The organism is Marinitoga aeolica (assembly GCF_029910535.1).
GTDB classification, from domain to species: domain Bacteria; phylum Thermotogota; class Thermotogae; order Petrotogales; family Petrotogaceae; genus Marinitoga; species Marinitoga aeolica.
In genome coordinates this window covers 1,315,042-1,329,569 of the sequence record NZ_CP069362.1, presented here as the reverse complement: position 1 = coordinate 1,329,569, position 14,528 = coordinate 1,315,042, and the positions used below count along the sequence as shown (strand labels likewise).

Annotated in this window: 15 protein-coding genes; 6 read left to right on the top strand and 9 right to left on the bottom strand. The window is 29.0% G+C overall.

Translation table 11 applies throughout. From position 1 onward, the window contains the following. Window positions 1-1,344, top strand: a complete 1,344-nt coding sequence (gene murC, locus JRV97_RS06260) for a UDP-N-acetylmuramate--L-alanine ligase (protein WP_280997274.1) — start codon at window positions 1-3, stop codon at window positions 1,342-1,344. A 22-nt stretch (window positions 1,345-1,366) separates the two neighbouring features. Here murC and JRV97_RS06255 read toward each other — a convergent pair whose 3' ends face one another. Further along, window positions 1,367-1,696: an STAS domain-containing protein gene (locus JRV97_RS06255; RefSeq protein WP_280997272.1), complete on the bottom strand. Its 330-nt coding sequence runs from the start codon at window positions 1,694-1,696 to the stop codon at window positions 1,367-1,369. Window positions 1,697-1,914: 218 nt separating this feature from the next. Here JRV97_RS06255 and JRV97_RS06250 point away from each other — a divergent pair, with 218 nt between their 5' ends. The 5 genes from JRV97_RS06250 (at window position 1,915) to JRV97_RS06230 (ending at window position 6,032) form a co-directional block, all read left to right on the top strand. After that, window positions 1,915-2,355, top strand: coding sequence for a hypothetical protein (locus JRV97_RS06250; protein WP_280997270.1), 441 nt, complete (start codon window positions 1,915-1,917; stop codon window positions 2,353-2,355). Between the two features lies 1 nt (window position 2,356). Beyond that, complete coding sequence (locus JRV97_RS06245; RefSeq protein ID WP_280997268.1) at window positions 2,357-3,298, top strand: hypothetical protein; 942 nt, start codon at window positions 2,357-2,359, stop codon at window positions 3,296-3,298. A 361-nt stretch (window positions 3,299-3,659) separates the two neighbouring features. Continuing rightward, the gene (locus JRV97_RS06240; RefSeq protein WP_280997266.1) at window positions 3,660-4,394 is read left to right on the top strand and encodes a flagellar hook-basal body protein; all 735 of its coding nucleotides are present in this window, start codon (window positions 3,660-3,662) and stop codon (window positions 4,392-4,394) included. 30 nt (window positions 4,395-4,424) lie between these two features. Then, complete coding sequence (gene flgG, locus JRV97_RS06235) at window positions 4,425-5,210, top strand: flagellar basal-body rod protein FlgG (protein WP_280997264.1); 786 nt, start codon at window positions 4,425-4,427, stop codon at window positions 5,208-5,210. A gap of 21 nt (window positions 5,211-5,231) precedes the next feature. Then, complete coding sequence (locus JRV97_RS06230) at window positions 5,232-6,032, top strand: mechanosensitive ion channel family protein (RefSeq protein WP_280997262.1); 801 nt, start codon at window positions 5,232-5,234, stop codon at window positions 6,030-6,032. Window positions 6,033-6,045: 13 nt separating this feature from the next. Here JRV97_RS06230 and mreB read toward each other — a convergent pair whose 3' ends face one another. From mreB to rimO, 8 genes are all read right to left on the bottom strand, one after another. Next, complete coding sequence (gene mreB, locus JRV97_RS06225) at window positions 6,046-7,047, bottom strand: rod shape-determining protein (protein ID WP_280997260.1); 1,002 nt, start codon at window positions 7,045-7,047, stop codon at window positions 6,046-6,048. A gap of 278 nt (window positions 7,048-7,325) precedes the next feature. After that, the gene (locus JRV97_RS06220) at window positions 7,326-8,747 is read right to left on the bottom strand and encodes a clostripain-related cysteine peptidase (protein WP_280997258.1); all 1,422 of its coding nucleotides are present in this window, start codon (window positions 8,745-8,747) and stop codon (window positions 7,326-7,328) included. 53 nt (window positions 8,748-8,800) lie between these two features. Then, window positions 8,801-10,372, bottom strand: coding sequence for a ribonuclease Y (rny, locus tag JRV97_RS06215; RefSeq protein WP_280997256.1), 1,572 nt, complete (start codon window positions 10,370-10,372; stop codon window positions 8,801-8,803). 2 nt (window positions 10,373-10,374) lie between these two features. Continuing rightward, window positions 10,375-10,848, bottom strand: a complete 474-nt coding sequence (locus JRV97_RS06210; RefSeq protein ID WP_280997254.1) for a regulatory protein RecX — start codon at window positions 10,846-10,848, stop codon at window positions 10,375-10,377. Next, window positions 10,826-11,941 (bottom strand): recombinase RecA, encoded by a 1,116-nt coding sequence (gene recA, locus JRV97_RS06205; protein WP_280997252.1) that lies wholly within the window; start codon window positions 11,939-11,941, stop codon window positions 10,826-10,828. The genes JRV97_RS06210 and recA overlap by 23 nt, the downstream gene beginning before the upstream one ends. Then, window positions 11,934-12,527, bottom strand: coding sequence for an RNA 2',3'-cyclic phosphodiesterase (gene thpR, locus JRV97_RS06200; protein WP_280997250.1), 594 nt, complete (start codon window positions 12,525-12,527; stop codon window positions 11,934-11,936). Before thpR ends, recA begins: the two co-directional genes overlap by 8 nt. A 1-nt stretch (window position 12,528) precedes the next feature. Next, window positions 12,529-13,065: a CDP-diacylglycerol--glycerol-3-phosphate 3-phosphatidyltransferase gene (gene pgsA / locus JRV97_RS06195; RefSeq protein ID WP_280997249.1), complete on the bottom strand. Its 537-nt coding sequence runs from the start codon at window positions 13,063-13,065 to the stop codon at window positions 12,529-12,531. Next, window positions 13,062-14,366, bottom strand: a complete 1,305-nt coding sequence (gene rimO / locus JRV97_RS06190; RefSeq protein WP_280997248.1) for a 30S ribosomal protein S12 methylthiotransferase RimO — start codon at window positions 14,364-14,366, stop codon at window positions 13,062-13,064. Before rimO ends, pgsA begins: the two co-directional genes overlap by 4 nt. Window positions 14,367-14,528: the final 162 nt, after the last annotated feature.

Sequence of the window (14,528 nt, the reverse complement as noted above, 5' to 3'; positions counted from 1 at the left end):
ATGAAATACTTTTTTTCCGGTATTGGCGGAATTGGAATGAGTTCTTTAGCTCTTTATACAAAATATAAAGGTTTTGATGTTTCTGGTTCAAATAATCTTGAAAGCGAAAGAACAAAATATTTACAAAACAAAAATATAAACGTTAATATAGGGCATAGTGAAGAAAATGTAAAAGGAATAGATTTGATTATAAAAAGCACAGCTATTAAAGATACAAATCCCGAAATTCAATATGCAAAAAAATTCAATATACCTGTTTTAAATAGAATGGAGTATTTAAATTACATTTTGAAAAGCAATTATAGTGTCGGAATTACTGGAACAGATGGAAAAACAACTACTACAGCTATGATATCTCATATTTTAAAAAAATCTCATTTTGATCCAACTGTATTTCTTGGTGGAATACACGATAGCTTAGAAGATGGTAACTTCAGGATAGGTTCTGGACCTATTATTAGCGAAGTTGATGAAAGTGACGGATTCATTAGAAATACAGTTTCAGATGTTTCTATAATAACAAATTTAAGACCAGATCATTTAGAACATTATAATAATTCATTTGAAAATCTTGTTGATTCTATCTATAATCATGCGTCAAACGCCAGAGATTTCGTTTTATTAAATGGTGATGACTCTATATTAAATACTTTCTATGATAATTTAGTAATTAAATTTGGTTCAACAGATAAATCTGAATATTATTTCACAAATAGAGTTCCACACGGATATTATCAAACATTTGATGTTAATTACAAAAATAAATTTATTGGAAAAATAAAAATGAATTTACCTGGCATTCATTATGCATATGATGCAATTGCTGCTATCGCATATGCATTGGAGGCGGGCGTTAGTTTTGAAAAAATAAAAACTGCATTTGAAACATTCAATTCTGTTAATAGAAGATTTAATGTATTATTTAAAAACAGTCATATTTTTGTTGTAGACGACTATGCACATACTCCGGAAGAAGTGGAACATACAATTAAAGCTGCCAGAGAATATTTCCCAGGATATCCTATAATTGCAATATTTCAACCTCATAGATACACAAGATTATTCAGACATTACAAAAAATTCAGCCATGTTCTAAAAAAAGCAGATAGAGTTTTTGTATATAGGATCTATTCCGCATTTGAAGACCCCATCGAAGGTGTTGATGAATTAAAGATGGCAAGATTAATAGAAAACTCTGAATTTATTGATTCAGAAAACCAAATGATAGATAAAGTTTTAGATATAAGTGATGGTGTATTTTTATTTCTTGGTGCTGGAGACATAACAAATGTTGCAAAAAAAGTTAGCGATATATTTATAAAAAAATATGAAAGTGTAATATAAAACCGCTCCTTATGGAGCGGTTTTATATTTCTTCTATAGTATCTACGATTTTTACAATTTTATCAAGTTTAGTCATTTCAAATATCTTTCTAACCTGAGGTTGTAATCCAACTAAGACTAACTCTTTTTTCAAATTTCTTGATTCTTTTAACAAACTTACAATTGCACCTAACCCAGCACTATCAATATAAGAAACCAAAGACATATCAATAACATATTTAGTATAGGATAATTCTGTTAATTTCTCTTTAGTTTTTTGCTTGAATGTTGCAGAATGATAAGCATCAATTTCCCCTTCAACCTTAATCAAATAAAATTTTTCCTGTTCAGAAAAATCTACTGTAAAATCCATTATTACACCTCCAATTTCATTTTTATGTCTTAGATAAATTATAACATATTTTTTTTAATATTCAAATAAAGAATACATTTTCAATTATTTCAATTTTCCCCTATTTTTACATAAAAAATTTTATTCTTTTTTTAAACTTTTTGAATTCGATATTGATTTTTTTAAAGAAATATGGTATATTACTTTTATATAAAAAATTTTTTTGATGGGGGTGAATTATGAAATCATTAGCTTTAATTTTTATAATTATTGGTTTAGTAATTATATTATCGGTTTTCTGGGGATATTCTTTAACTTTCTGGAGGATTATCGAATTTATTGTTGGATGTGGATTTATTATTATAGGTTTTAATCCTACACAAAAAGTTGAAATTACAAAAAATAATAGAAAATTGATTTTAAATGGTAAAGATGCTGAAAAAGTAATAGATGATATTTTAGAACCTCAAAATGGATGGTTTTTCAAACTATTAAAAAGGACTCATAGAAATTTCAGATTTAAAAGCCTTATATTCGGCTTAATATCTGGAATAACATTAATATTAGATAGTCTAAACATCATTAAAACTGAACTAAGCTTCTGGGAAATATTATTAGTGATAGTAGCAGCATGGTTAATAGCTTCTGGACTTTCCAGAATATTTCTAAGGAGGAAATAAAATGATAATGGGAATTATTTCTGTACTCATAGGTATCCTAATCTTTGCCAGTTTGATTTTTAAAGTATCTTTTACTATAAGCGCTGTAATAGAATTAATTCTTGCATTAATATTTATTTTTGATGGAATGAAAATATTTAAAAAAATAAAAAGTGAAAATCTAGGAAATCTTATATTTGGTATTATTTTGCTTTTTGATCTTTTTAATCTTTTTGATTTTAACGCTTCTGTTGGAGAACTAATTCTATTATTTATAGGTTCTCAATTATTATCAAGTGGTTTAGTGACTTTGTTTTTTAGAGACCTTTCTCTAAAATATTCTAAAAATTATCAAACACAAAATAATAAAATCTTTGAAATTCAAAATGACAAACCCCTGGAATTAAATCTTGACCTTGATTGGAATAAATGTAATATTATATCTCATAATGAAAGCACTTTAAAAATAAGCAGTAAATACAACAAATCCATATTTAAACAAAAAATTGATTTTAAAGATAATATTTTAAATTTTGAGGAAAAATTAAGAATTAATTCTATTAACATACCAGAAAGAGCACAAAGCAGCATTTATATACCTTATAAAACAAATACTATTTTTAACGTTCAATCTAATGTAAGTGATTTAATGTTGGACTTATATGAAATAAATTCAAATTATATAAAAATAAATTCAAAAGCGTCAAAACTACATTTAATTCCCTCATCAAAAAGTGATTCTAACATTGATATTAACATTCAAGTAAGTAATCTGATATTGGAAATACCTTCTAATGTTTTTGTTGTTATTAATTACATCGGAGATATTACATTAAAAGATTTAAATAATTTTATACAAAAAGATGATTCTACACTTGTTTCAAATAATTTTGAAATGTCACAATATACCTGCAAAATAAATATTTCCTCTGAAATGTCAAAAATATCCTCATTTATGAGTTGAAAAACTCTCAATAAAATGCCGCTATGCGGCATTTTAGTTTGTAGACAAACTTTATAATTAAATACAAAGTATTTTCAAAAATAATATTCACTCATACGGAAAATTCTAAATCCTCAAAAATATTCATTCCCGGCGGTCGCTCAAACGCACATCCTGATTGGTTTCGCTTAAAATCACATCCATGTGATTTTATCCGCCTTCATTCATATTTTTTCGGGAATTTTCAAGTATTCGTTCATATTATTTTTTTAGAAAATACTTTGTCAACAGTCTGTGCCGCTATGCGGCATTTTATTTTTTTAGGATAAAAAGTTTTTTTAAAAGAAATATATTAATGAGTACTATCGCAGGAGGCGATTAAATGAATAGAGGACTTTACATTTCCACTATGGGGATGCTTGCTAATATGGCTCAATTAGATACAATTTCAAACAATCTTGCAAATGCTGATACAACAGGGTATAAAAAAGATGAAATAACCTTTAAAGCGTATCTAAAAAAAGAATTTAGAAATTATGATTCAGTAGACATAAAAAGAGGAAAACATGTTGGTTACATGGAAACAGCTTTGGTTGCAGATGAAACAAAACCAATAATATCTCAGGGACAAATAGTAGAAACAAATAATCCTACAGATTTCGCTATTTTTGGTGATGGTTTTTTCAAGGTCGAAAGAAACGGAAAAATTTATTACTCTAGAAATGGCGAATTCAAAAGAAACCAGGAAGGATATCTGGTTACATCAGAAGGGGATTACCTATTGGATTCAAACAATAAACATATTCAAGTACCTAAAAATTTTACCGTTGATGAATCAGGAAATATTTATAACGGCACTCAATCTACAGGACAAAAAATTTCAATAGTTAATCTTAAAAAACCTTCTAAATTTGGTATTAATCTTTTTACCGGAACTGAAGTTGTATCAAATAACTATAAAATAATACAGGGCAGTATAGAAAAATCAAACGTTAATACATTAAAAGAGATGATTAATTTAATAAACGCTAATAGAGCTTTTAATATATTAGAAAAATCTGTGCAAACTCAAGATTATATGACTGGAAAAATCATAGAAAGTGCTCAAAGAATATAAAAATAATATAATTTCAAGGAGGAAAAGAATATGTTAGTATCTCTTTATTCTGCATCTACAGGGATGATTGCTCAACAAAGAAGACTCGACACAATATCTAATAACTTATCTAACGTAGACACTACAGGTTATAAAGCTCAAAGGATTGAGTTTCAAGATTTATTATACACTCCCATAAAAGAAGCTGGAACTCCAACAGCTCAAAATTCTGTGTTACCTACTGGAGAATATGTTGGACATGGTGTAAAAATAGGAGCTACGAATAGAATTTTCACCCAGGGAAACATCGAACAAACTGGCGGAACATTTGATATGGCAATTATGGGAGATGGTTTCTTTCAAGTCCAATTACAAGATGGAAGAATAGCATATTCAAGAGATGGTTCATTTAAAGTAGATTCAAATGGAAGACTTGTAAATTCTCAGGGCTTATTATTTGTTCCAAACATTACTTTACCTACAAATGCAGAAAGTGTTAATGTTTCACCTGATGGAATTGTCAGTGCAAAATTACCTGATGGAACAATTCAAAATGTTGGAAACATCACTCTTGTAAAATTTGTAAATCCCGCTGGTTTAAAAGCTATTGGAAGTAATCTCTTTTTATCAACTCCAGCATCAGGTGTAGCAACTGAAGGTATTCCAAATCAAGATGGATTTGGTTCAATTGAACAGGGCTCTTTAGAAAAATCAAATGTTGATGTTGTAAAAGAAATGGTTAATATGATAGTTGCTCAAAGAACATATGATTTAAACGCAAGAGCTGTACAAACTGCAGATGACTTCTTAAGAACAGTAGGAACATTGAAGAGATAATAATTAATAGGAGTTAAAATTATGAATGTGGAGTTGATTATAGATTATTCCATCAGAATAGGCATTAGTATAATAGTTTTAATACTAACAAAAATATTTTCAAAGATCACCTATTCTTCAGTTATAAAAATTGTTGAAAAAGCAGGAAAATCATTATCTTATAAAAATACCTTAAAGGTATTAATAAATATTGCTTCATATACACTTGGCGGTTTTATTATTTTATCTCTTATATTTAAAGATTTTATGCCATTTTTAACTGGATTAGGAGTTTCTGGTGTAATTGTAGCTTTTGCAATACAGGAACCATTAGCTAATTTTATTTGTGGAATTCTTTTAATGTTTTCAAAAACAATAAAAGAAGGCGATGCAATTGAAGTAAATGGGGTTTCTGGAAGTGTTAAACAAATCGATTTAAATCACACCATAATAAATACTTTTGATGGAAAACTGGTAAGAATACCAAACAAAACCATGTGGAGTAGCTCTATCACTAATTACTGGCCTTCAGATATTAGGAGAAGTGAAATAAATATCGGCGTGTCATATGATACAAATTTAAATGATTTCTTAGAAATAATCAACGGATACCTTAAGAAATCAAATCTTATATATAAAGATGAAAACCACAATCCCATCGTTTTGTTTTCCGGATTTGGAGCTTCTTCAATAGATTTTTCCATAAAATTCTGGTTAAAAAAAGAGGATTTTTTTGAAGGAACAAAAAAAATTGCTACAGAGATTTTTGATTTATTAAACAAAAATAATATAGAAATTCCATTTAATCAACTTGATGTTAATATAAAAAACGGTGGAAAATAATTCCACCGTTTTATTATATTACAGCAACTTTTGATAATAATTGAGGATTATCTAATAATATACCTGCCCCCTGTGCAACGCATAATTGAGGATTTTCTGCAACTTCAGTTTTAACTCCTGTCCTTTCTTCAAATAATTGTGACAACCCACGTAAATTAGCTGTTCCACCTGCAAGATAAATGCCATTTTTCAATATATCTGCCGACAACTCTGGTGGTGTATTTTCTAATACAGCCTTTGTTTTCTGAATTATTTCATCTAAAACGCCTTCTATAGCCTCAAAAATATCATCTGAATTTATTACCCTTGATGATGGCATTCCACTTGCTATATCCTGACCTCTTACTTCTATTTCCAGCGTTTCAATATCTTTATGCGCTTTACCTATCTCTTTTTTCAAAAGTTCTGCTGTTGCTTCACCAATCAAGAATTTATACTTTCTTTTAATATATTTAATAATCTCTGCATCCATAGCCTCTCCAGCTAATTTTATTGACTCGGAAATAACACTTCCACTTAAACTAATAACTGCAATATCTGTGGTTCCACCACCCAAATCTACTATTAAATGTCCATTTGGTTTTGTTATATCAAGGCCTATACCTATAGCAGCTATAATTGGTTCTAAAACCAAAAAGGCTTTGTTTGCTCCCACCTTTTCTGCAGCATCCTTAACTGCTCTTCTTTCTACATCAGTAGTTCTTGCGGGAATTCCAATTACAAGATTTGGTTTCGATGGTAAAAATCCTGTCTTTGCTTGTTTTATAAAATATCTTAATAATTGTTCAATTAAAGACGGATAAGCAATAACTCCATCCTGCATTGGATGGGTTATTTCGACACCATATGGTGTTTTCCCAATCATCGCTTTAGCTTCATTACCAAAAGCTGCTATTGTATTCGTCAATTTATCAACCGCTACCACAGATGGTTCGTTTATTATTATACCTTCTCCTTTTTTATATACAATAAAAGTTGCTGTCCCTAAATCTATTCCAAGATCATGTTTTGCCATATTCTTTCCTCCCACACTCTATTCTTTTAATATTATACAAGATTTCATTTTAAAAAACAATATGTCCACTCGGTTTTATAAGAAAATTTATAAAAATAATGTGATGAACCATTGAAAATTCCCGAAAAAATTCGAATGGAGCAGGTCAATTTTGCACGGATGCAAAATTGAGTGAAGCCGAACACGGATGTGAGTCTGATACGACCTGCGAGAATGAGAATTTTCGAGGACTCAGAATTTTCACCTGGTGAAGAGCATTATTTTATAATTTTCTTTTACTAATAATTTTTTATAATATTTTTCCACGTGCTTTCTATCCACTGCTGAAAATCATTATAAAAATCAAGGGCTTTATAATCATCATAATAACCATTTGGATTTGTATCAAAAATATTTTCAAACATTACTCCAATTCCACTATAATTCAGATAATCTACACCATCAATCCTTACAACAGAATTCACAATTGCTGGCTTAACATAACTACTTAAAAATTCTCCTGTATTTAATATTAAATCATTAACGTCTATCATATCAGTTGGTTCTGACCGATATTTGCCATCATTTTTGTATAATACAAAATTGCTTTTTACTGTCTTAACATCATTTATTTTATTCCATACTTCCGAAAAAGCTCTCATATTAACTCCAACTAAACTTAACCTATCAAGATAAGAAACCTGTGTATAATAATATTTATATTTATCTATTATATTGTATACCAATGATGATTCGAGATTATTTATATCTAAATCATAAAAAATATCATAATAGAATCCAAATCCTGCAATAGAATATACAGAACCTATAAAATAATCAACTAAGTCTTTAAATTCATATATAATTTCCAGGCTGGTCATATTACATGCATCAAAAGCAAGAATATCTATCTTTGTATTGTATTTTTTTTCATACTCATTAATAACATCTTTTATGTCCTTTATTCTTAAAACTTTATTTGTTGTATCATCCTGTATAATAGCTTTAGGTTGAATTGAGAGACTTTTTGATTCCCATGCCCATCCATTTCCATGATCCCACAAATCCAATGCTTTTACGGTATTATTATTTCTTACTGCTAATTTATCCATAAATTCGAATAATGTTTTTGTTGATGCTGAACTCAACTCACTAGAAAATCCAAAATCCGATGGAGAGAATCTATATTCCATATAATTCCCTTTAAAATTAGAAATAAATATTATTTCATCATTTTTTGCACTCCTATCTCCCAGAATAACAACTGATATATTCAGCAATGATTTCCGTATAGATCTTTCAATTTCATCAATATCCAGATCAAAAAAATAATCTGTTTCGTTTGTTAGCGGATCTTCATATTTCATATCCAGATTATTATCTGCACCACCATATAACAAAAATTGTATCTGTGGTTCCACTTTTTTTATAATATCCGTATATTGTCTTTCTTTATAAAATTCTGTAATTTTTACGGTTACATCATTGTGTAAAATCAAATTTGTTTTTAATTCATAAATTATATCTCCACTATATGAATAAATTTTATTGTTCCCATCATAAATATCAACCTTTACCACTGGTCTTGAAAATTCTAAAACCAGAGGTATTCCTTCTAAATATTCATTTGTTAATAATGGACTTTGTTTATCAAAGGTTATACATGAAGATAAAAAAAAGGAAATAACTAATGTTAAAACAAAAAAGATGGATTTTTTCATATTTCACCTCTAAATTATTATATAAATGGCGGCATAACTGCCGCCGTCAATTTTTATGATGCATATGCTACACTTCTTTTTTCTCTAATAACCGTAACCTTAATAACTCCTGGATATTCCATAGTTTCCTCTATCTGAGCAGAAATATCTCTTGCTAATTTATCTGCTAAAGCGTCATCTATTTTATCAGGCTGTACTATAACCCTTAATTCTCTTCCTGCTTGAATAGCATAGGCTTTATCAACATGTCTGAACCCTTTTGCTATTTCTTCTAATTGCTCTATTCTTCTAATATAATTTTCAAGTGTTTCTCTTCTGGCACCAGGTCTTGCTGCAGAAACTGCATCAGCTGCACCTACAATCACTGCTTCAGGTGTCATTGGATCTACTTCATTATGATGATATTGAATTGCATTTACTACTTCCAACTTTTCATTATATCTTTTTGCAATTTGGCCACCAACTATAGCATGTGATCCTTCAACCTCATGATCAATTGCCTTTCCAATATCGTGTAACAGCGCTGCCCTTTTAGCCAATTCAACATTTAATCCTAATTCAGCAGCCATTAAACCTGCAAAGTTTGCCACTTCAATTGAATGTTCTAATACATCCTGACCATAACTTGTTCTGAATTTTAATCTACCTAACAATTTTACTAATTCTGGATGCAATGGTTTAATTCCAACCCTCATTACTGCTTCTTTTCCAGCTTCTTTAATTATATCTTCTAATTCTTTCTTTGTTTTTTCATAAACTTCTTCTATTCTGGCTGGATGAATTCTACCATCTGCAACCAATGCTTCAAGTGTTCTTTTTGCTATTTCTCTTCTCAATGGATTAAATCCAGAAATAACTACAACTTCTGGTGTATCGTCAATAATCAAGTCACAACCCGTCATCTTTTCAAATGCCCTGATATTTCTTCCTTCTCTACCTATAATTCTACCCTTCATATCATCTGTAGGCAATGCAATTGTAGAAGTTGTAATCTCTGAGGTTACATCTGATGCATATCTTTGGACAGCTATACTTACTACCCATTGCGCATGTCTTTTCGCATCTTCCTCATATTCTTCTTTCAAAGATTTATATTTTTGAGCTAATTCTAATTCATATTTTTCTTTTGCTTCATTTAAAACCTTTTCTCTTGCTTCTTCCATTGTCAAATTAGCTATTTCATATAATTTATTTTCTAATTCCTCTTTTAATTTTTGTGTTGCTTCTTTCTCTTTATCCAATTTGCTTTTTAATTCTTCAAGATTTTGTTCCTTTCTATCTATCATTTCTTCTCTTCTAATTAATCTTTCTTCCATTGATTTTAATTCTTCTTTTTCAAGCTTTAATTCCCTGTTAAACTCATCTTTCATTTTTTGAATTTCTTCTTTACTTTCAATAAGCGCTGATTTTACAATATTGTCAGCTTCTTTTTCTGCATTTCTTAATATTTCATTTTTTTCTCTTTTCGCTATTTCTATTTCCATTTTTAATTGTTCTTTTTCAGATTTTAATTTTTCAATAAATTCCTTATTCCCTTTTTCTAATCCTTTATTTAACCCTATTTTATATAAAACACCAGATATTATTGCTAAAAGTACAATAATAATTATATATAAAACATCCATCTTTATTCACCTCCAACTTCGTCTAATACTTCTTCAATCAAATATGATTCAAAACCTCTTTTATAAATATATTCTTTTATTTTTCTTTTATCTTTTTTTAGTTTCATTTGAGATAAAACTATATCACGAATAATTTCTTTCAAATTAACTTCTTCCAACACCTTATTTATAGCCTTATATATAGTATCTTCTTCTATATGAAACTTGTTTAATAATTCCATTTTTATAATAAATGGACCTTTTTTATTCAACGTTAGTTTATCATATGCATATAAATAAGCAAATAACTCATCATCTAACATTTTAAATTCTTTCAATTTTTCAATAACTCGATCTACTACAGTTAAATTAAATCCTTTTTCTAACAGTCTATTTTTCATTTCAAATTCTGATCTAGCTCTAAATTTTAGTAAATTAACCGCAGCTCTTTGGGCTGCCTCTTCATCAAAAGGGTCAATTATCCTTTTTTTCTTCATCTTTTACCTCAGCTGTCTCTTTAGATGCATTCTCAATTTTTTCTTTTAAATCTTCTGGAATAACAAGGTCTAATTTTTCTCTAATTCTATATTCTATCTCATCAAAAAGGTATGAATTCTTTTTCAAATAATCAAGAGCCTTTATTTTTCCCTGACCAAGACTAATTTCATTTCCAGCTAAATCAGTATATGAAAACCATGCACCACTTCTTTTTACAATATCATTTGCAACTGCCAAATTGAAAATATCATTTTCTTTTGCCAATCCTTCACCATAAATCATATCCACCTTTACTTCCTTAAATGGTGGAGCTACTTTATTTTTAACAACTTTAATATTTACTTCATTACCATAAGCTTCTTTACCTTCCCTTAAAGCTGTTCCCTTTCTAACTTCCATTCTTATTGTGGAATAAAATTTTAATGCCACACCACCAGCTGTAGTTTCAGGATTTCCATATACAACACCTATCTTCATACGTGTTTGGTTGATGAAAATTACGATGGTTTTCGATTTGTTTATACTTCCAGCTAATTTTCTTAATGCCTGTGACATCAATCTTGCCTGTAATCCCATATGGGAATCTCCCATACTACCTTCAATTTCTGCTCTTGGCACCAAAGCTGCTACTGAGTCAATAACTACCAGATCTACAATATTAGATCTTACAATACTATCAACAATTTCTAAAGCCTGTTCTCCAAAATCTGGTTGTGACAATATCAAAGTATCAGGGTTTACACCCAATTTCTTTGCATATTCAAGGTCAAGGGCATGTTCAGCATCAATAAATGCAGCAATTCCGCCTCTTTTTTGGACTTCTGCAATTGAATGCAATGCAAGAGTGGTTTTTCCACTTGACTCATTACCATATATTTCTATAATCCTACCTCTTGGATAACCACCTACACCAAGGGCAACATCAACAGATAATACACCACTTGGAACTATATCCAATTTTCTTTCTTCTTCCAATCCTTTACCTAAAATCATTATTGAACCTTCGCCATAATTTTTCTCTAATTCTTTTACCAATTTATCTAACATATCTTCTTTATTTATGGCGTCTTTTTTAGCTGGTTTTTTAGCCATTAATAATCATTCCTCCCTCAAAATCAATAGTGTACATCTTCTTATATATTGGTCCGGTTTTTGTTAATGTAGATGAATATATATGAACCGCATTTACAGGAACAATAACCTTTTCAACATCTAAAACTTTTATAAGTTTTTCCCAGAAATCTGGAGCTTTTTTTATTCTTCCAACAGTTAAATGAGGATGAAAATCTTTTTCACTATCAGAAACCTGAATCCCTGATAGTTTTAAAGATTTTATAACTTCATTATGTAATTGCTTTAGCGTATTTCCACCTTCAATGCCCAACCAAATAACCCTTGGAAAATCCCTCGTTTTAAAATATCCAACTTTATTTAAAGTAAATGCAAATGTTGGAAATCCTGTTATTCTTTCTTCCATTCTCTTAGCTATTTCTGTAATTTTAGTAATATATGTATCCCCCATAAAATATAATGTTAAATGAACATTCTCGGGTTTTGTCCAGTTACCTTTAAAACCCATTCTTTCAAGTTTTAAAATTGTATCTCTTAAAATATCTCTAACACTTTGATTTACATCGAGTGCTATGAATGTCCGTAAATGTTTATTTCTGTTATTCATATTACTCCCCCTTAAGATAGACTAAATTCTTCACCAAATAGTTATAACCAGAAAATAACGAAAAGAAAGTTGTCAAAATAACAAGCACAAGATTAACTGTGTCTAAAAAAGAAAATAATGGCGTTAAATAAAGTGAAGCTATTAATATTGTCTGTGAAAAGGTTTTTAATTTTCCCCACTTGTCTGCAGCTACCACAACGTTCTTATTAGCCAAAAACATTCTTAATCCACTAATAAAAATATCTCTAACAATTATAATAGCAACAAACCATCCTGAAACTTTATGCATTTCTAAAAAAGCAATAAATAAAGCATTAATGAGTATTTTATCCGCAATTTGATCCATAAATTTACCAAAATCGCTAACAAGATTATACTTTCTTGCTATATATCCATCAAGTAAATCTGTTAGAGAAACAAGAATATATACAAAAAATGCAATTAAATAGTATTTTTCATCATATGTAATAATAAACATAGGTATTGTTGCCAATATTCTTATAAACGTCAGTATATTTGGGGCCGTCCATAACGTCATCTTATTATACCCTCCAGATCATATTCCGATGAATTCACTATTTCAACATCTACAAAATCACCTAATTCCAATTTATCTTCAGATTTAAAAAATACATTCCCATCTATCTCAGGAGCATCTGAGTAAGCTCTACCTATATATACACCATTTTCATACTCTTCAACTAAAACTTTTAAAGTCATACCTACAAATCTTTCAAGCCTTTCTGTGGATATTTCTTTTTGTAATTCCATCAACTCTTCCATTCTTTTTTCTTTAATTACATCATCAACCTTATTCGGTAACAAATAGGAAGGTGTTCCTTCTTCATCAAAATATGTAAAAGCACCTAATCTATCAAATTCAACTTCATCAACAAAATCCATTAATGCTTCAAAATCTTCATCTGTTTCTCCAGGAAAACCTACAATTATTGTAGTTCTAATTATTGCATCAGGATTCTTTCTTATTTTAGCGATAATATCTTTTAATTGCTGAGTTTTTCTAACTCTTCCCATTAAATTCAATACATTATTTGAACCATGTTGCATAGGAATATCAAAATACTTTACAACTTTATCAAGTGAATTTATCGCCTCTATAATTTCATCATTGATGAAATCAGGATGTAAATACATTACTCTTATCCAGAAATCACTTTTAATAGAATTAATTTCTTTTAAGAGTTCTGGTAATGCTTGTTTTTTATACAAATCAACACCATATAATGTATTATCCTGTGAAACAAGAACAATTTCTTTTACTCCATTTTTTATTAAAAATTCTGCTTCTTTTTTGATATCCTCAATTTCTCTACTAACAGGATCTCCTTTAAAATACGGGATAGAACAAAAAGCACATTTCCTATTACACCCATCTGCAATCTTAATATATGCATATGGTTTATCTTGAACTATACGATAATCACATTTATAAACATCATATGGTTTTGATAATTTAAAATAATAATTTTTCTTTTCTATTGCTTCAACAATTTTTGCCGGTGGAACGACACCTATTAATCCATCAACCTCTGTCAATTCTTTTTTTAAATCATCATAATATCTCTCAACAAGACATCCAATAGGAATAATTTTCATGTTAGGGTTTTCTTCTTTCAAAGATACAATATTAAAAATTTCATTTATAGATTCTTCCTTTGCTGGTTCAATAAACCCACAAGTATCTATAATAGAGTAATTTGCTTCAACAGGATTATCCGTTAATTCATATCCTTTTTGTAAAAAAATACCTTTTAAAACATCCATATCTGCCTCGTTTTTCGGGCAGCCCAATGTCAAAATATATACTTTTTCCTTCATATTATCCTCCTAAAATAAGTCTAATTATAATTATAACATATTTTTCCTTATTCGCCGATATTTTAGAGAACAAAAAATTAAAAATTTACATTAATTAAAACAAAAATAGTGAACATAAGTTCACTATTCAGACTGTTGACAAAATAAAATATGAAAAAATAA

What these genes read in the sequence shown, in the direction of transcription:
- murC (WP_280997274.1), top strand. Translation starts at nt 1, where the DNA reads ATGAAATACTTTTTTTCCGGTATTGGCGGAATTGGAATGAGTTCTTTA.
- JRV97_RS06255 (WP_280997272.1), bottom strand. Translation starts at nt 1,696, where the DNA reads ATGGATTTTACAGTAGATTTTTCTGAACAGGAAAAATTTTATTTGATT.
- JRV97_RS06250 (WP_280997270.1), top strand. Translation starts at nt 1,915, where the DNA reads ATGAAATCATTAGCTTTAATTTTTATAATTATTGGTTTAGTAATTATA.
- JRV97_RS06245 (WP_280997268.1), top strand. Translation starts at nt 2,357, where the DNA reads ATGATAATGGGAATTATTTCTGTACTCATAGGTATCCTAATCTTTGCC.
- JRV97_RS06240 (WP_280997266.1), top strand. Translation starts at nt 3,660, where the DNA reads ATGAATAGAGGACTTTACATTTCCACTATGGGGATGCTTGCTAATATG.
- flgG (WP_280997264.1), top strand. Translation starts at nt 4,425, where the DNA reads ATGTTAGTATCTCTTTATTCTGCATCTACAGGGATGATTGCTCAACAA.
- JRV97_RS06230 (WP_280997262.1), top strand. Translation starts at nt 5,232, where the DNA reads ATGAATGTGGAGTTGATTATAGATTATTCCATCAGAATAGGCATTAGT.
- mreB (WP_280997260.1), bottom strand. Translation starts at nt 7,047, where the DNA reads ATGGCAAAACATGATCTTGGAATAGATTTAGGGACAGCAACTTTTATT.
- JRV97_RS06220 (WP_280997258.1), bottom strand. Translation starts at nt 8,747, where the DNA reads ATGAAAAAATCCATCTTTTTTGTTTTAACATTAGTTATTTCCTTTTTT.
- rny (WP_280997256.1), bottom strand. Translation starts at nt 10,372, where the DNA reads ATGGATGTTTTATATATAATTATTATTGTACTTTTAGCAATAATATCT.
- JRV97_RS06210 (WP_280997254.1), bottom strand. Translation starts at nt 10,848, where the DNA reads ATGAAGAAAAAAAGGATAATTGACCCTTTTGATGAAGAGGCAGCCCAA.
- recA (WP_280997252.1), bottom strand. Translation starts at nt 11,941, where the DNA reads ATGGCTAAAAAACCAGCTAAAAAAGACGCCATAAATAAAGAAGATATG.
- thpR (WP_280997250.1), bottom strand. Translation starts at nt 12,527, where the DNA reads ATGAATAACAGAAATAAACATTTACGGACATTCATAGCACTCGATGTA.
- pgsA (WP_280997249.1), bottom strand. Translation starts at nt 13,065, where the DNA reads ATGACGTTATGGACGGCCCCAAATATACTGACGTTTATAAGAATATTG.
- rimO (WP_280997248.1), bottom strand. Translation starts at nt 14,366, where the DNA reads ATGAAGGAAAAAGTATATATTTTGACATTGGGCTGCCCGAAAAACGAG.